Raw genomic sequence first — 17,298 nt, forward strand, 5'->3', positions numbered from 1 at the left:
TGATGACAACGGCAGACCAGGAAAACAGGGAAGTTTGAATCGATACAAATCAAGGTCAGTGCGCTTCGCAATCTCCCTCGGAATGCTGCTGGGAATGTCCCATGGATGGGTCACAGCTGAAGCGTTCCAGCATCAGCCCAACCCGGCGCTTAATTTTTTAGAGACTGTTAAAACTAATACACAATTTGAGCCATTTGGTAGTCCAAAACACCAACTTTTTCCATACTGAGATTCTCCTTTGAGAATTTCTGCCGTGACCAGCAGCATCTCGTCCGCTTCCGGCCGCAGTCCCATTACCCTGGCAGCCGGCTTCCTGGGTGCATTCATCGTTGGCTCGCTCGCCGTTCAGTTGGTTCGCAGCCAGTCGGCTTTCGTCCAGGCCGGTACAGCTGCCGTGGAACCCGTGATCGCCGGGCCTGCTGCTGTTTGGGCTCCTCTGGCCGAACGCGACATCGCCGCAGTGAAGACAGAAGTGAACGCAGAAGCCAGTGCAAAACCTGCTGCCGTCATCCAACCGTCCGTGGAACCCGTGGTCGGATCGGAAGCAACCCTCTGGTCTGCTCTCAGCCAACGCTGATCCAACACGGCACGGTCTTGGCCCAGACGACGGTCAGCGGTGACCCGAAACTGGTGCTGGGTGATCTCGAATTCAGCAGCCATGCCGTGCCCTTGATCGAATGACGAAAGACCTGAGTCATCTGAACCAGCAAGGTGAGGTTCACATGGTGGATGTGGGAGATCGGCCTGCCACCAACCGTGAAGCCCATGCCAGTGGGGCTATTCGCATGAAGCGCTCAACCCTGACCATGGTTCAGCGGGGAGAGACGCCCAAGGGAGATCTGCTGGCGGTGGCCCGGGTCGCTGCCATCCAGGCCGCGAAACGCACCTGGGAATTGATACCCCTGTGCCACCCACTGCCGCTGAGCGGCATGGATGTGACGATCGACGTTGACGATGCTCTACCAGGACTCGTCATCCACTGCCGTTGCCGCACCACAGGCCAAACGGGTGTGGAAATGGAAGCGATGACAGCCGTTTCCGTGGGGCTGCTGACCCTTTACGACATGCTCAAGTCGGTCGATCCAGCCATGACGATCGAGACCATCCAGCTTCAGTTCAAAGAAGGGGGGCGACATGGGGTCTGGAAGCGCTGAACCTTACGGACGCGAAGGGCTACCCCTGAACGAGGCGCGCCGACGGGTTCTGGCGGCGATTGATCCCTTGCACCGCACCGAAGAGCTACAGCTGAGCGATGCCCTGGGTCGTGTGAGTGCAGCTGCAGTGCTGGCCCCAGACGCCGTCCCTGGGTTTCGGGCCTCCATCATGGATGGCTACGCCCTGGGGCAGTCCAGCCAGCCGTCCGTCGGAGACCACTGGATATTGAAGGGCCGCTCGGCAGCTGGCGACCCTTTTCACGGAACACTGGTCGCAGGTGAAGCCATCAGGATCCTCACGGGCGCACCCCTGCCAGAAGGCGGTGACTGGGTGCTTCCCCAGGAACTGGTGACCCTTGCGGACAACACCATTCATCTGAACAAGGAGCCCTCAGACCGGCCCTGGATCCGATCCGCAGATGAAGAATGCCGTCCTGGAGAGCAGTTGCTGGCTGCTGGCCTGCGTCTTGGCCCAGCCGATCTTGGACGCCTCAGCGGCTGCGGCATCGCTCAACTGACCGTGCAGCAGCAACCCCGCATTGGCCTCTTGATCAGCGGCGATGAACTGGTGCCGCCTGGACAAGCCAGACCGCCAGGGGGGATCTGGGAAAGCAACGGCACCTTGTTGGAGACGATGCTCCGCGCTCTTGGGCAACGGGTTGATCAACGCCAGGTGGTCGCGGATCAGCCTGAAAGCCTGCGAAAAGCTCTGAGCGATCTGGCCAGGAGCTGTGATGTGGTTGTGAGCACCGGTGGCGTGTCAGCCGGTGACAGTGACTGGATCCGACCCCTGGTGGCCGAACTGGGTGCCGTTGAATTCTGGAAATTGTTCCTGCGTCCTGGCAGACCCTTCGCCTTCGGAACACTCGGCACAAAGGTGCCGTTCTTCGGGCTGCCCGGCAACCCTGTGGCCGCAGCCATCACAGCATTGCAACTGCTCTGGCCAGCCCTCCAGGCCCTGGAAGGGCAGACACAACCCGAGCTGTTCCCAAGATTTGAGGTGCAACTGAAGGATCCGCTGCCGAGACGTCCAGGACGCCCGGAACTCGCCCGGGCCCGCCTCGAGACGAACGACAAGGGTGACCTGCTGGCTCGGATAGACGGCTCCCAGGCGTCATCGCGCATCGGTTCCCTACAGGGGGCCGACCTGCTGCTGGAGCTTCCCGCCTCAGCCGGCAGCCTGGAGCCAGGCACACGTGTTTGGGCGCAACTGATCCGCCGGCGACTTTTCTAGGCAGACTCCGGTTGAAAGCGTCGCCGCTCCCAGGCCTGGAGCCGACCCAAGGAATCAAAAACGATGCTGATCTGCTGAAACAAACCAGAACCCAGCAAGCCACCGATGTGCAGCTGGAACGTCTGATCGGGCAACTGCTCAGGCACAGCAAACACCAGACCATCAGGCATCACAGCAGAGCAGCTCTGGTGCAGGACTTGCTCCGGATCAAACACCGCCGGAACGGGAGCCGTGATCCGGCCGCTCACGCCAGGCAGAGGTTGCAAGGTTTCGCACTGGCCCTGCCAACCCCGCAAAGGCTCCAGCAACGCTTCAGGTGTCCCGCACGTGGGACGTTCAGCCTCCAGGCTGGATGCATGGCGGCAACGGAACGCCACAGCGCCGACTGTTTGCAGCAACCACCGCGCATCAAGCCACTCCCAGATCAGCACCAGCATCGAACGGGACCGACCCCGGAACAGATTGATCTCATGGCCGAAGCGGCTCCGCTCCGGATCGAGATGCAGGCTGGATTGTCCGCCAGCACCTGAAAACTGCCAGCAACCGCCACCAGCGTTGTACGTCTGCCGGCTGATCGCATAGGTGGCCTGACCCCCCGGCGCAAAAAACAAGCCAGAACCATCCCAAGTGCCTGTGTCGGGATCACTGAAAGAGATCGCGTAGGTCGTGGGATCCAAAACGCGCACGGGTTGATCAAGGTCCAGAACACCATCGGCATTGCGGGCGAACCACAAACCGGGTCCCTGCCAATGCCCCTCGAAATTGCCGCGATTGAGAGTCCATTGGTCGGTCGTCACTGACAACGCTGCATGGGAAATGCTGCTCAGGGTCCCAGACATGGTCTTAGAGGGACGTGTTCTCCGTTAACCAGGTGCCCTGATCACCACACCATTCGCGCTTCCAGAACGGGGCGTGATGCTTGAGCTCCTCCAGCAAGGCCGCAGCGCAGCGCTGCGCTGCACCGCGACGATCCGCCTGCACGGCGACCAGAACGATCGGATCACGCGGCAGCAACCGCCCCACCCGATGCAACACCAGAATCGACGCCACCTTGTGCTCCTGCCGCAGGCGCTGCGCCATGGCCGTGATCTGACGTTCGCAAAGACCTGGACAATGCTCCAGCTCAAGCGCCTGAAGAGGCCTTCCATCCATGCTGATGGAACGAACCCGACCGATGAAGATCGCCTCGGCCGCTGCATCTCCAGTCCAGGTGGCGAGCTGGTGCCATGGATCAAAGGGTTCAGGACACACCTCAACACGACAACTGGTCATGCTTCATCCACCCGTGAATGGTGGAAGAAACGCCAATTCGTCTCCAGCCTGCAACAGCTGATTAGGACCGACCAACTCCTGATTGACCGCAATGCTGATCCCTTTTAGTGGGCCAAGATCCAACTGGTCCCATACCGCACCAGCCGTCGACAGTCCCGGCGTGAACGGAAGAGAACGCTCACCCCAACCAGCCCGTTCTCGCAATGAGGCGAACAGCAGCACCTTCAACACCGTGTCCAAAGCAGCTGGAGCGGTTCTAGCGTCCAACGCCTCTGCCGCTGTGCCATGGGTCTTGCCATCGCCCTGCTGACCATCTCCGACACGCGCACACTGGCGGACGACGCCAGTGGAGATCAACTGCGACGCAACCTGGAAGCCGCCGACCATCAGCTTTACGAGCGGAAACTCTGCCCTGATGATCGCTATCAGATCCGCGCTGAGCTGAGCCGCTGGATCGCCGATCCGATGGTGGATGTGGTGATTACAAGCGGCGGCACCGGTCTGACCGGTCGCGATGGCACTCCCGAAGCCGTCGCACCTCTCCTGGACAAAACAATCGAAGGATTTGGTGAACTGTTTCGCGTGCTCTCGTTCGAAAGCATCGGCACCAGCACCCTGCAAAGCCGTTGCCTTGCCGGCGTAGCCAACGGCACGTTCGTGTTTGTCCTGCCGGGATCTCTGGATGCGGTGACCACAGCTTGGAACCGGCTCATCCATCCCCAACTCAATCCCGACACCCGCCCTTGCAACCTGGCCCAACTCAAAGACCGATTGAAGGAATAGAAAATACGTGCCTCAGAACGGAATCGGCATCGTGACTGACGCTGGCGGTGGCATGCATGCCTCAACCTGCTGATCAATCACATCACCAACCACAACAATCGAAGGGGACTTGAAGGCCTGGGATCGGCATTCAGCCGCTACACCAGCCAGGTTCGCCTTCAGACAGCGTTGACCCGCAACCGTGCCCTGCTGAATCACCGCGACAGGAGTCTCTGACGGCAAGCCACCCGCCATAAGCTCTTCCGCGATCCGAGGCAGATTGTGCAGTCCCATGTAAATCACCAATCCGTCACTGGCTGCGGCCAAGGCACGCCAGTTCACAGAAGGACGACGCTTATCGATTTCCTCGTGACCGGTGACGAAGGTCACCGATGAACCCACCCGTCGATGTGTGACCGGAATCCCGGCGTAGGCCGGTGCAGCGATGCCGGCCGTGACACCAGGAACAATCTGAACAGGAATGTTGCGCCCAGCTAGGTAAGCCGCTTCTTCGCCTCCCCGACCGAACAGGAAAGGATCACCTCCCTTCAACCGCACCACCGTGGCGTGTTTATGGGCCATTTCAACAAGCACCGCATTGGTGCTCGGTTGTGGCACCGAGTGATGCCCGCGACGCTTGCCGACGAAGTGTCGTTCACAGGCCTCAGGCACAAGATCCAACACCTCTTCGGGCACGAGCGAGTCATACACAAGGGCATCGCAGCGGCTCAGCAGCCGATGGGCCTTAAGCGTCAGCAACTCGGGATCACCGGGACCAGCTCCCACCAGAAACACGGTTCCAATCAACGTCTGATTCACGGCAGTGCTGCTAGCAAATCGATCAAGCCATCACGAAGCAGAGGGCGTTCCAGTAACGGAACCGTGACTGAAGGTGGCGACATCTCAGCAGACAAACGGTTGGGGGCAAGCACAAGTGGAAACGGACTGGCTTCTGGATGGAGAGCCCGGTAGTCCGGCCAGTCTTCGAAGGACGTCAACGGACAGCCAAGACGACGGGACAACGACGACAGGAAGCGATCGGCAACTCCAGAGCGAAGGGGGTGGTGGATCAGCGTGGTGTTGGGACCGAATCGGGCCTGCTGAAGATCTTGCGACACCAACGTCCACCAAGCCGGCCAGGCACCAAGAAAAGGCAGAAGGGTCACACGGGAATAGCTCTGGATCAGCCGGCGGCGGATCAGGGGAAGGTCGATCCGTACATGGCTGCCAGGCAGCAGCAACAGAGGAATCAGCCAAAGCGAGCCTGAAGATGACGCCGAGCTGTGGTCAGCCGTCAACACCTCAAGTTCAACAGGTGCCTCGCGTCGTCTCTGCAGACGAGCGACGAATTCGGTGATGCAGGCAGAAACAAGACCCTCAGAACGACCATGGACAACCAAACGGATCGCGTCGTGACCAGACCACGCCTTAGAACGCAGAAACGCCCACGGATCCTGTGGCGACTCAGCAAGAGACATCGTCAATCAATGACTGTCCAGGATCGATTTCAAGCACACTGGCCCGGTTCAAGCTTACCCTCGGACGTCTGTGAAACCAGTGACTGACACATCACGCAGGACTGGAGCGTTCAATCAACAATCATCAACGGAACCCCATTCTTGGTAACAACCCAGCCTTTTTGTATTCGATGCGGCGAGTCATACCAGAAGTTGTACTAAGGTGAAGTTGGCGTACAAACCTTCGTGAAACGCCGATTCAGCACTGGGACGGAGCACAGATTCAGTCAATCCGTTACAGGGCTAGAAAACTCATTTATGTCAACAAATACTTCTCCATCTCAATTTTATTTAGATGGAAAAAAGTTAAACAAAATTGAACAGCAAAAAGCCGAGAAAGATGGTCTGGCTATTGGTTCAGAGCTTGACCATTTCGCCAAAATTGGCTGGGAAAAAATGGAAAAATCTGATCTTGAGCTGCGCTTGAAATGGTACGGGATGTTCTGGAGGCCTAAAACTCCCGGAAAATTTATGCTAAGGCTGCGGATCCCGAATGGAATCCTTTACCCACAACAAACGCGCGTAATCGCCACAATTGTTGAGCGGTATGGAGATAATGGCAGCTGCGACATTACAACCAGACAGAATTTACAGCTCAGAGGAGTACTAATTAATGATCTACCTAATATTATTAAGCAACTCAAGGATGTAGGCCTACAGACACTTCAATCAGGATTTGATAATCCAAGAAACGTCACGGGAAATCCACTGGCTGGCATTGATCCGCAAGAAATTATCGATACACGCCCCTTCACGATAGAACTACAAAACTTCTTAACCAATAAAGGAGAAGGAAATCATGAATTCTCAAATTTGCCACGCAAATGGAATACAGCAGTTGCAGGCTCGAAAGATAATTTCCTACTGCACAATGATATTGTCTTTCACCCAGTCTCCAACAATGGAATCCTTGGCTTTGGAGTTTGGGTAGGTGGAATCTTATCCCCTCAAATGAATTCCTATGCAATTCCACTGAATGCATGGATTCCCCAAGACGATATTTGCCGGATGACAGATTGTGTGATCAGAGTTTGGAGGGACAATGGAGAACGAAACATCAGGTCTAAAGGACGATTTAGAGCCTATGTTGAAGCCGTTGGCTTTGATACTGTACGGCAACAAATTGAAGAACTGTATGGACCCTTAACACCGGATCCCGGCTCAATCTTTGATGAGAAACCGAGAAGCCATTATGGTATTCATCAACAAAAGCAGGAGGGACTTTACTATGTTGGTCTTCATGTTCCTGTCGGGCGTTTAACAGCCGAAGACTTGCATGATTTGGCAACTGCAGCAAATTCATACGGTGAAGGCGACGGTGAAATACGTTTGACCGAAGATCAAAACCTTATTCTTGCCAACATTCATCAGGCACAAGTTAGCAATTTGCAGAATGATCCCTTGTTGACGCGGTTCCCATCGAATCCAGGAACTGTGGCATCAGGAACAGTGTCATGCACCGGCAGCGCGTATTGCAGCTTTGCCATGGTTAATACAAAAGATCGAGCCAAAACAATTGCGGACGAACTTGATCAAGAACTCAATCTTCCCGACGAAGTGAAAATTCATTGGACGGGTTGTCCAAACACATGCGGGCAAGCCTATATGGGTGCCATTGGCCTCACAGGTAAAAAAGCCAAAAACAGTGAAGGGATCATCGGCGAAGGATTCCAGATCACTGTTGGTGGTTCTCAGGGACCTGACCCCACGGTTGGGGACATTTATATGAAGACAGTTCCTGCAGAAGATGTTAAATCGGTTGTAAAAGATCTTTTGATTGAAAAATTCGGAGCAACCTGCAAAAGCTAAATGAGAATAAAATACCAACTTGACACTGTGATTTCCAAAGAAACGGAAATCTGGAACCATCTGCACACAAAGCGTCGTCAGCCCATTGACCCACAATGGTTACTTGATCATTATTCAATGGATATCAGCCAAGAGCTGAAGATTATAATTTGCGAGAAATTAGGCCATCAAGAAGACAAAGGGTGGGAAAAAGTAAAAGTTTTGATTAAAACCTTTGGCGTCCAACCTGAACTCATTCACGCTGCCGGTCTCTGCCACCAAAAAGAAGCCTATCACTGGCTTTTGTCATTAATCGTTGATGAAAAGGAAGAACAATATTATTGCAACGTTGCTGAATCTCTTGCGTGCTGGGGCGCGGAGATTCCGGAGCAAGTGTTAATGACATGCATGATGCATAAAAGCCCATCGATAAAACTGGCTGGATTATCAATGTTGAACTTTCGTTCTTATCAAATTTCAGCAAAAGAACTTATAAGATATTGCGAATTAGCCCTCATCGAAAATTATGATGCTCTCAATCTGGAAGTTATACGGATTCTTCAAAAAAGAGACGAACCTGTCATCTCAGAACGATTATTCAAACTTTGCTCTGGAGGTACAGATGCAACTGCAAAGTCTGCATTGAAAGCTTTGGGATGCATCAATACTGCAAAGAGTCGGGAATGCCTCCAACGTCTTACCAAGACACTTCCAGACAGTGAAAAAAAGAATTTTGCTAAAAAACAGTTGTCCCAGCAATGTGTATCAATTAGCCAACATTGATAAAAATCGAAGCAATCTAGCCCTCATAAAATTTTTAACAATTCCCACTGAAACAATTATCAGAACTACCATTGTTTCAAGACCCCCTAAACACAATCGACTTGAAGTTAGTTCTGACTTCGCATGCATCGCCGATCGTGATTTCTTGAAAGTTCAGCTTTTCGAAATTTTTTGATTTCAAAAAAACCTGTTTTATCCGTTCTTTGTTCGAAACCATCAATCAGGCAGATGTCAATGCTTTGAAGAATCTTATTAAAAGCCCCGAGGGATGATCCATCAATAAAATGGCTATTTGGCAATCCGATAAAACAAATTTAAATTATTTACAGCAGACAATTTTTTGCAATCATCCACGCTAACGATTCAGCTGCTCAAGACTGATTCCAAGATAAGTTGCTTCTTTAAAAAGTTGTTGTGTCGCATCGCGATCACCGCGCTCAAAAGCTTTGCGATATCGCAGCTGAAGCGACTTGAGAATTGCAAGATCCCGTTGATTGGAGACGTCCATCGGCCCAGATCGATCGCAATAGTGTATCAAGCAATACAAAATTTGCCAATCAATGCGGTCTTTTCAGATGCGACAGCCTTTTTGGCCGGCCTTCGCTGGCCCATGCCCAGAACAACGCACTGGATCAAGCCACTGGATCAAGCCGGCTCATACAGCAAAACAACAAGATTCCATCGCAGTCCGGAGTTTGATCAGAAACTTTTTAGGCCACTATGTTTCATGCAAAAACACTCATAACTCTCTTGCAATTGCATTGGGAGGCGACCGATCAGTCAAATGGTGATGACTTTCCTGAGCATTATTTTCCAAGCACTGACGAGTGCACTCCACCTCACTCATGTCGTGATCTAGTGTCGTGGCTTCACGAATCCACCAGCCCTCTGTTGAGCAGGTCCAATCGTGATCTTGCCCTGACGGTTGGTTCCGGATAATCCAGTGACCAGACCTTCAACCGCCGTTTCCACACGATTCAAGACGTACCTGCAAAAGGTCGGCAGTGGCGAACACACGAGTCAAGGCCTGAGTCGTGACGAAGCTGCTGACGCCCTCTCCTTGATGTTGCATCAGGAAGCGACTCCTGCACAAATCGGGGCGTTCCTGATCGCGCATCGCATCCGTCGTCCAGAACCCCAGGAACTCGCCGGCATGCTCGATACCTATCGAGAGCTTGGCCCTGTCCTGACATCCGACAGGAACGCCGTAGCTCCGATCTGCTTCGGCATGCCCTTCGACGGGCGGACACGCACCGCACCGATTTACCCGCTCACTGTGCTTGTGCTGTTGGCCGCGCTTCAGCCCGTGGTGCTGCAGGGCGGAGACAGGATGCCGATCAAATACGGCGTCACCGCCCTTGAGTTGTTCAAAGCTCTTGGCCTTGATCTGTCCGGCTTGGATCTGACCTCAGTCCAGGAAGGATTTAACCGCCACGGTTTCGCACTGATCCACCAACCTGAACACTTCCCGATCGCTGAAAGCCTGGTCGGTTATCGAGAAGAGCTTGGAAAACGTCCCCCAGTCGCCAGCCTTGAACTGCTGTGGACTCCACATCAAGGCCCACACCTTCTGGTGAGCGGCTTTGTTCATCCCCCAACCGAAAGTCGTGCCTGGGATGCACTGAATCAGGCAGAGGAAACAGATCTCGTCACCGTAAAAGGCCTGGAGGGTGGCACCGATCTGCCCATTGGACGAGCCTGCATCACGGCAACCATGCAAGATGGACATGTCGAGCGGCTGATCCTTCATCCTCGCGACCATGGCTGTCACGAGAAGGATGTCGTGTGGCATGACCTCGACACCTGGACCGTGCAGGCGCGTCAGGCTCTCGGCAATCAGGGCCCGCTCAGCAAAGCTCTGCGCTGGAACGCCGGAAGTTACCTCTGGTTTTGCGGCATGGCCGATGACATTCAGACAGGACTCAGCAAAGCCAATGCGCTGCTTGAGGACGGTGCCGCTCTTTCAACTCTGGATCAGCTGTGCTCATGGCGGAATGAAATCGCCATCCGATAACGCTCAAACGACACTCCTGCAATCGTGATGAACTCCGGAGCAACCAGTCGCCATCCACGTCGTTCAAGCAATGGACGACTGAGCTGACTTGCCTCGGTGTGAAGAACAGGAATGTGCTGCAAGGCAGCTTCCGCTTCCACGCGATTCAAAAGAGCTGTGGCATGTCCGCGTCCGGCAGAACGACCGCGGCAATACAACAAGGCCAGCCGATCGGAGGGATATCGGACAGCAAAAGCCTCGCCGTCACCGCTAAGCCAGCCAGAGCCTTCGGCGAAGGTTCGATCTAAAACTCCCGGAAGCCACGCCAAGGAAGCCCAGGCACGCACCTGGGCTGGAGAGTAAGAACCAGGCGCCTGAGTCTCAACGGCATCGGCATAAATCTCACGCAACAGAGGGTGATCCCGCTCATGGATTGAACGCAGAGCCATGCTCATGAGCCTGTGGGAATGTGAATGTCCTCCAGCAGCCAGTGCCGTGAAGCGCTTTCGGATACCGATCCTCCTGAGCGCCTTCCTGACTCTGCTCAACGATCGTTTGAGCGAAAGCATCGTCTTTCCGCTGCTCCCGTTTCTGCTGGCACAATTCACCCCCAACGGACGGACCCTTGGACTGCTGGCCGGCAGCTATGCCCTGGCCCAGTTCCTGGTAACCCCTCTCATCGGCACACTCAGCGATCGTCATGGGCGTCGACCGGTGATTGCCATCTGCGTTTGCGGATCGATTGTCGGACTCGGGCTCTTCGCCACCACGGTGAGCTTGCCTTGGCAACAAGCGGCCGGCCTGCCACTGCTGCTTCTGTTCACTGCACGCATCATCGATGGCATCAGCGGCGGAACCGCTGCCACCGCGGGAGCTGTGCTGGCCGACATCAGTCCTCCGGAAGGTCGGGCACGGGCCTTCGGGCTGATCGGGGTGGCCTTCGGACTGGGGTTCATTCTTGGTCCTGGCCTGGGTGGCTGGTTAGCGACCTTCAACATCGCTCTGCCTGTCTGGGTCGCCACGGGTTTTGCCGTTGTGAATCTGCTCGTAGTGGTGACGATGCTGCCGGAGACCCATCCTCCTGAAGCACGCCTGACCTCCCTGAAACAGCGCGCCCTCAACCCGTTCACCAGGATCGGCAGCCTAATGAGCGGTAACAGCATCGGACGGCTTTCCGGAGGCTTCTTTCTGTTCTTCCTCGCCTTCAACGGCTTCACGGCCATTCTGGTTCTCTACTTCAAGCAGCGATTTGACTGGGGGCCGGACCTAGCCACAACAGCATTTCTGATTGTCGGACTCGTGGCCACTCTGGTTCAGGGCGTGCTGATCGGACCGCTCGTGAAACGCTTTGGAGAATGGCGCCTCACATTGGTTGGATTGGGACTGGTGATCGTGGGATGTCTCTTGATCCCTGCGATCGGGACCGCCAACCGCATTACAAGCGTCTATCTCGCCGTTGGGATGCTGGCGTTCGGAACCGGACTCGTCACTCCAAGTCTGCGCAGCCTGGTTTCGAGACGTCTGGGAGACAACGGTCAGGGAGCTGCTCTTGGAAGTCTGCAATCTCTTCAAAGCCTGGGAAGTTTCCTTGGCCCTCCGCTAGCGGGCTTGAGCTACGACGTGGTGGGCCCCGCCAGTCCATTTGCAGGAGCTGCATTTCTGCTCATCATCGTGATTGCCCTCGTCGCAGGCAGTTCCACGCGCGTGTGATTGCTACGTTGCAGGCGACGAGGCCATGCCGTTTGCAACCGTCATGCCCACAAACGCTCTGTCCCCTGACCGCTACATCAACCGGGAGCTGAGCTGGATCTCCTTCAACGAACGGGTGTTGTCCCAGGCGTTCGACAAACGCACGCCTCTTCTGGATCAGGCGAAATTCAGTGCCATTTTCAGCAACAATCTCGATGAATTTTTCATGGTGAGGGTGGCCTCGCTCAAATCACAGGTTGAAGCAGGCATCACCACGCCAAGCGAAGACGGCAAAACACCACTGGAGCAATTGCTAACGATCCGGGAGCGTCTGATCCCCCTGCTTCAACGTCAACAGAAGCACTACAGCCACAACCTCAGATCAAGCCTCCACGATCACGGTGTTCAGCTGCTTGATTACCAGCAGTTGAACAATCCCCAGCGCGAGTGGGTTGACGAATACTTCAAAGCTTCGATTTTCCCGGTTTTAACCCCATTGGCGGTTGATCCGGCACATCCATTCCCATTTGTGAGCAACCTGAGCCTCAATGTGGCAGCCGTGATCAGGGATCCGGAGACAGGTCAACAACAGTTCGCAAGGGTGAAGGTGCCGCAAAAGAATCTTCCTCGCTTCATTGCGATTCCCAAAGAGCACAGCTCATCCGAGCCAACTCCGATCCATACCGCCGTACCGCTCGAACAGTTGATCGCATTCAACCTCGAGGTGTTGTTTCCAGGAATGACGGTCGAAAGCCACTACTTCTTCCGCGTGACCCGCGACGCCGATCTCGAGTTAAGGGATCTCGAAGCGGACGATCTGATGCTTGCCCTTGAACAGGGACTTCGTAAACGACGCGTTGGCGGAGAAGTGGTGCGACTTGAAGTTCCCAGTGAGATGCCGGACAACGTTGTGGAGATGCTGATGACGGGGTTGGCTGTTGAAGAAGAGGATCTCTACCGAATCGATGGTCCGCTGGGACTGGACGATCTGTTCGGGCTGATTGGGCTTCCGTTATCCCACCTCAAGGACAAACTCCATAAAGGATCGACACCGGCGGTACTGGCAAGAACCCAACAGCATCTTGTCGAAGAAGGGTCAATCAAACCCGAAGAATTCGAAAGCATCTTTTCCGTGATGAGACAGCAGGACGTCCTGTTGCATCACCCCTATGAACTCTTCTCAACATCCGTTGAGGAATTCATCAACCAAGCTGCCGATGATCCACAGGTGATGGGAATCAAAATGACTCTTTACCGGACATCGAAGGATTCACCAATCATCGATGCTCTGATCAGAGCGTCAGAAAATGGCAAACAGGTTATGGCACTGGTTGAACTGAAAGCCCGTTTTGACGAAGACAATAATATCCAGTGGGCCCGCCAGCTTGAGCGATGTGGAGTCCATGTGATCTATGGCGTACTTGGCTTAAAAACGCACACAAAGATCGTGCTCGTGGTCCGCAAAGAACAAGAGAGATTACGCAGTTATGTCCACATCGGGACGGGCAACTACAACTCCAAGACCTCGAAGCTTTACACGGATCTCGGCTTACTCTCATCACGACCAGAGCTGGGGCAGGACCTCGTTGAACTTTTCAACTATCTGACGGGGTTCTCAAAACAGCAAAGTTTTCGCAAGCTTCTCGTCGCTCCTGTGACCCTGCGCAAGGGAATGGAATCCCTGATCAGGCGTGAAATCGAACATGCCCGTGAGGGACGACAAGGGCAAATCCGAGCCAAGATGAATTCCTTGGTGGATCCAGACATCATTGCGCTGCTTTATGAAGCCTCGAACGCAGGCGTAAAAATTGATTTGATCATTCGAGGGATGTGCAGCCTGTACCCAGGTTGCGCCGATCTCAGCGAAAACATCAGCGTTGTCAGCATCATCGGGCAGTTTCTGGAGCACTCCAGGATTTTTTGGTTTGGCAATGGAGGATCGCCTGAGGCATACATCGGAAGTGCCGACTGGATGCGACGCAACCTGGATCGACGTGTAGAGGCAGTAACACCGGTTGAGGCACCAGAGCTGCTCAGAAAGCTCGAACAATTGCTCGAGCTTTACCTACAGGACAACCGAGGAGCCTGGGATATGAAAAGTGATGGAAGCTTTGTACAGAGGCATCCAGGAGAATGCGAAGAACGCAATTCCCAGATTCAGTTGATCGATTTATGGAGCAAAGGCCTTCCGATATCTTGATTTTTCGACATGAAGTAATTAAAAGCGACTGTCAGGATTGCTACACCATCCCGGGCGGATTCATTCAACGACTGAGCTCGAATGCACTGTCGAGTTAATTGCAAAGCTCACGCGATGAGCTCCTGAATGTTTTCGGTTTTCTCGCTGTTACAACCGTTCCACGGTGCTACATTCAGCCCAAATTCATTCAGGAGACCAGGGTGATGGGGATCCCTCTGGAATCTTCTGGTTCGGCTGCCAAGTCGAACCGGAAGGAACCTGCTTTGCCGTCATCGACAAGGCGTTCAACTGGCCGTTCAAGCGGCCGTCTTGCGACCGATTCGATCGGCTTTTATCTCAGCAGCATCGGCCGCATTCCTTTGCTGACCGCAGCTGAAGAAATTGAGCTTGCCCATCATGTGCAAGCAATGAAGCAACTCAAGGAGTTGCCGCCGCTCGAACTGACTGCCCGTCAGAAACACCAGATCCGCATGGGCAAACGGGCCAGGGATCGGATGATGGCCGCCAATCTTCGGCTTGTTGTCAGTGTTGCAAAAAAGTACCAGAACCAGGGCTTAGAACTTCTCGATCTCGTTCAAGAGGGAGCGATCGGCCTCGAACGCGCTGTCGATAAATTCGACCCTGCCATGGGATATAAATTCTCGACCTATGCCTACTGGTGGATCCGCCAGGGAATGACCCGCGCGATCGATAACAGCGCACGCACGATCCGACTGCCGATTCATATCAGCGAAAAACTTTCCAAGATGCGACGCATCTCCCGGGAACTATCCCATCGCTTCGGACGACAGCCCAACCGTCTTGAACTGGCTAGTGCCATGGGCATCGAACCTCGGGAGCTTGAGGATCTCATTTCGCAAAGTGCTCCTTGTGCCTCACTCGACGCGCACGCCCGCGGTGAAGAAGACCGCAGCACACTGGGCGAACTCATCCCCGACCCGAACGGGGATGAACCGATGGAGGGCATGGATCGCAGCATTCAGAAGGAACATCTGGGCGGATGGCTCTCTCAACTCAATGAACGGGAACAAAAAATCTTGAGACTACGCTTCGGACTTGACGGAGAAGAGCCGCTGACACTTGCTGAGATTGGACGCCAGATCAACGTCTCCAGAGAAAGGGTTCGGCAGCTCGAGGCCAAGGCCATCCTGAAACTGAGAAACATGACTAATCAGCAGCAGGCAGCCTGATCAATCTTGTTAATCGCAGGACAACTTGCGGTGCTCGGTTTCGTGATCGGGCTTTTGGTTTTATTGGCCGTATGGATTCGTTCACAATGGCCTGAAGCCAGAGAGCTTTCACGAAAAGTAATCCACATCGGCTGTGGACTCTTACTGCCTTTGTCATGGTCTTTGGGACTTCCCAAACTTTTGGCACTTGGAGCGGCGGTGTGCGCAACAGCCATCGTTTGCATCAATCATCGGACGCACTGGTTCGCTTTAATCGAGGACGTTGAACGTAAAACCTACGGAACCATCTTTTACTGCTTATCAATCTGTTGTTTAATCTTTTTTTTCTGGAGCTCCTGTCCAGGAGCCATGCTGGCTGGAGCATTGGTCATGGCAATCTCGGATGGATTAGCAAGCTTGATAGGACGATTCGTGCAATCACCGAAATGGCATTTATACGGCCAGACAAAGTCGCTTGCAGGCACATCAGCCATGCTTCTGTCGACTCTAGGAATCATTTCTATCGTTCAACTTTCAATAGGGCCAGGTTTATCGACGCCGCAGATTTTGACAATCAGCATCGTCATTACAGGGCTCGAACAATTAAGTGGCTATGGAATTGACAATTTAAGTGTTCCTGTTGCAACAGCATCAATGATTGGCTTGATTTCTGAATGGCCAAAGACAACCTAGCGTTCGAAAACTGTACCCTTGAAGACCTCACTATATTGCTTGAGAAGATTGGGTTTTTGAGCAACAAGCTGCTCTAAATCTTTATACTTTTGCCTCACAAAATTCTGACCATTTAATACCTCACTGCCCAAATTACACTTATTAATAAAGTTCTCAAAGTTACGGTAATAGTTGGAATTTTGTCGCTGATTTATCTTGTATTGCATTGGAATACCCACAGTCATTTTAGATGGCTCCATGGCAATAAAACCACTACGATTGTCCTTGATTGGAGCATCATTTGAACGATGCTTTCTCCCACGCATCAGACTTGCACAATATTCATCATGACTCCTGAAAATCCTGTGAAAAACAAACCAAGGCTCGCACTTCCCGATCAATGATGTACAAAAATTCGGGTCAATTCGCTTACCTGAAAACTTCTTGGCAGCGGCGTACTTTATAGTTTTTCCATTACTCATTAGAGCATTAATGTCCGACCTATTACGCGTTATTCCATTAAAATTATGAACAATTGGTATGCCTATTTTTGATTTTAATCGACCAATTGACTTCACTATAGACATCTTTTGAAGCATCTGAGATTCTTCAAAAACGCGTGAAAAAGGCTCTGCATTTCCAGGTAAATCTGAGTACCACAGGTTCGAAAGAATATCAAAATTGCCTGCCGCTCTAAACATTGAATCAATGTTCTGGCCAAAAGACGAAGAAACCAGATATTCATCTATATCTAAAAAAGCAAGATGAGATAATTTTCTTCTCCGTCGTTCAGTAGACCAGGCGAAATGATAAATAATTTGCTGGAATGACTTATTAGCACGCACACTGGTTCCCATCAACCGATCAGCGTCGTAGAAATTGACATTGGCATACTTATCATTTATTAAACGCATTACTTGGTAACTATTGTCAGTTATTCCATTCAGATAAATATCAATTTCATCAATTCCTATGCTGAGATGATGATAAACCCACTCAGCCAAGTAAGCAGCTTCATCTTTTGCGATGGCAACCAATTTAATTGAAGCCATTTAAAAAAATCTA

Annotated in this window: 18 protein-coding genes; 11 read left to right on the forward strand and 7 right to left on the reverse strand. The window is 53.1% G+C overall.

Annotated elements, in window-relative coordinates; all coding sequences use genetic code 11:
* The first annotated feature begins 253 nt into the window (after positions 1–253).
* The 3 genes from SYN9616_RS0111345 (at position 254) to SYN9616_RS15765 (ending at position 2,388) form a co-directional block, all read left to right on the forward strand.
* Entirely contained in the window at positions 254–577 is a 324-nt protein-coding gene (locus tag SYN9616_RS0111345) for a hypothetical protein (protein ID WP_028953186.1), read from the forward strand.
* A 100-nt stretch (positions 578–677) separates the two neighbouring features.
* A complete protein-coding gene (gene moaC / locus SYN9616_RS0111355) occupies positions 678–1,154 on the forward strand; it encodes a cyclic pyranopterin monophosphate synthase MoaC (RefSeq protein WP_028953187.1) in 477 nt (158 codons plus the stop codon).
* Complete coding sequence (locus tag SYN9616_RS15765; RefSeq protein ID WP_037990979.1) at positions 1,135–2,388, forward strand: molybdopterin molybdotransferase MoeA; 1,254 nt, start codon at positions 1,135–1,137, stop codon at positions 2,386–2,388. Before moaC ends, SYN9616_RS15765 begins: the two co-directional genes overlap by 20 nt.
* Here SYN9616_RS15765 and SYN9616_RS0111380 read toward each other — a convergent pair.
* From SYN9616_RS0111380 to SYN9616_RS16880, 3 genes are read right to left on the reverse strand one after another with little or no spacing between them, the layout of a single operon-like run.
* Positions 2,385–3,227, reverse strand: a complete 843-nt coding sequence (locus tag SYN9616_RS0111380; RefSeq protein ID WP_051411028.1) for a hypothetical protein — start codon at positions 3,225–3,227, stop codon at positions 2,385–2,387. The two genes, SYN9616_RS15765 and SYN9616_RS0111380, sit on opposite strands and share 4 nt — an antisense overlap.
* 4 nt (positions 3,228–3,231) lie before the next feature.
* On the reverse strand, positions 3,232–3,660 hold the full coding sequence (locus tag SYN9616_RS0111385; protein ID WP_028953192.1) for a molybdenum cofactor biosynthesis protein MoaE: 429 nt from the start codon (positions 3,658–3,660) through the stop codon (positions 3,232–3,234).
* A 3-nt stretch (positions 3,661–3,663) separates the two neighbouring features.
* Entirely contained in the window at positions 3,664–3,927 is a 264-nt protein-coding gene (locus SYN9616_RS16880; protein WP_232200360.1) for a MoaD/ThiS family protein, read from the reverse strand.
* Between the two features lie 18 nt (positions 3,928–3,945).
* Here SYN9616_RS16880 and moaB point away from each other — a divergent pair, with 18 nt between their 5' ends.
* Positions 3,946–4,443: a molybdenum cofactor biosynthesis protein B gene (gene moaB / locus SYN9616_RS0111395; RefSeq protein ID WP_028953194.1), complete on the forward strand. Its 498-nt coding sequence runs from the start codon at positions 3,946–3,948 to the stop codon at positions 4,441–4,443.
* A gap of 12 nt (positions 4,444–4,455) precedes the next feature.
* Here the strand turns inward: moaB and cobA are convergent, their stop codons facing one another.
* A complete protein-coding gene (gene cobA / locus SYN9616_RS0111400) occupies positions 4,456–5,241 on the reverse strand; it encodes a uroporphyrinogen-III C-methyltransferase (protein ID WP_028953195.1) in 786 nt (261 codons plus the stop codon).
* Positions 5,238–5,900 (reverse strand): hypothetical protein, encoded by a 663-nt coding sequence (locus SYN9616_RS0111405; RefSeq protein ID WP_028953196.1) that lies wholly within the window; start codon positions 5,898–5,900, stop codon positions 5,238–5,240. Before SYN9616_RS0111405 ends, cobA begins: the two co-directional genes overlap by 4 nt.
* Before the next feature lie 297 nt (positions 5,901–6,197).
* On the opposite strand from SYN9616_RS0111405, the gene SYN9616_RS0111410 reads away from it, so the two are divergent.
* The 3 genes from SYN9616_RS0111410 to SYN9616_RS0111430 all read left to right on the forward strand — a co-directional run bounded on the left by SYN9616_RS0111410 (position 6,198) and on the right by SYN9616_RS0111430 (position 10,524).
* Positions 6,198–7,748 (forward strand): ferredoxin--nitrite reductase, encoded by a 1,551-nt coding sequence (locus SYN9616_RS0111410; RefSeq protein ID WP_028953197.1) that lies wholly within the window; start codon positions 6,198–6,200, stop codon positions 7,746–7,748.
* A gap of 27 nt (positions 7,749–7,775) precedes the next feature.
* Entirely contained in the window at positions 7,776–8,510 is a 735-nt protein-coding gene (locus tag SYN9616_RS0111415) for a hypothetical protein (protein WP_071991515.1), read from the forward strand.
* A 943-nt stretch (positions 8,511–9,453) separates the two neighbouring features.
* Entirely contained in the window at positions 9,454–10,524 is a 1,071-nt protein-coding gene (locus SYN9616_RS0111430; RefSeq protein WP_028953199.1) for an anthranilate phosphoribosyltransferase family protein, read from the forward strand.
* Here SYN9616_RS0111430 and SYN9616_RS0111435 read toward each other — a convergent pair.
* Positions 10,485–10,952, reverse strand: coding sequence for an acetyltransferase (locus tag SYN9616_RS0111435; protein WP_028953200.1), 468 nt, complete (start codon positions 10,950–10,952; stop codon positions 10,485–10,487). The two genes, SYN9616_RS0111430 and SYN9616_RS0111435, sit on opposite strands and share 40 nt — an antisense overlap.
* Positions 10,953–10,956: 4 nt before the next feature.
* Between SYN9616_RS0111435 and SYN9616_RS0111440 the strand changes: the two genes are divergently transcribed.
* The 4 genes from SYN9616_RS0111440 to SYN9616_RS17410 all read left to right on the forward strand — a co-directional run bounded on the left by SYN9616_RS0111440 (position 10,957) and on the right by SYN9616_RS17410 (position 16,254).
* Positions 10,957–12,213, forward strand: coding sequence for an MFS transporter (locus SYN9616_RS0111440; RefSeq protein WP_028953201.1), 1,257 nt, complete (start codon positions 10,957–10,959; stop codon positions 12,211–12,213).
* Between the two features lie 43 nt (positions 12,214–12,256).
* Positions 12,257–14,392: a polyphosphate kinase 1 gene (gene ppk1, locus SYN9616_RS0111445; protein ID WP_028953202.1), complete on the forward strand. Its 2,136-nt coding sequence runs from the start codon at positions 12,257–12,259 to the stop codon at positions 14,390–14,392.
* Between the two features lie 203 nt (positions 14,393–14,595).
* Positions 14,596–15,582, forward strand: a complete 987-nt coding sequence (locus tag SYN9616_RS0111450) for an RpoD/SigA family RNA polymerase sigma factor (protein ID WP_028953203.1) — start codon at positions 14,596–14,598, stop codon at positions 15,580–15,582.
* A gap of 30 nt (positions 15,583–15,612) precedes the next feature.
* Positions 15,613–16,254: a diacylglycerol/polyprenol kinase family protein gene (locus SYN9616_RS17410; RefSeq protein WP_156918785.1), complete on the forward strand. Its 642-nt coding sequence runs from the start codon at positions 15,613–15,615 to the stop codon at positions 16,252–16,254.
* Here SYN9616_RS17410 and SYN9616_RS0111460 read toward each other — a convergent pair.
* Positions 16,251–17,285: a glycosyltransferase family 2 protein gene (locus SYN9616_RS0111460; RefSeq protein ID WP_028953205.1), complete on the reverse strand. Its 1,035-nt coding sequence runs from the start codon at positions 17,283–17,285 to the stop codon at positions 16,251–16,253. The two genes, SYN9616_RS17410 and SYN9616_RS0111460, sit on opposite strands and share 4 nt — an antisense overlap.
* Positions 17,286–17,298 lie beyond the last annotated feature (13 nt).

It is taken from the genome of Synechococcus sp. CC9616, assembly GCF_000515235.1.
GTDB lineage: Bacteria > Cyanobacteriota > Cyanobacteriia > PCC-6307 > Cyanobiaceae > Parasynechococcus.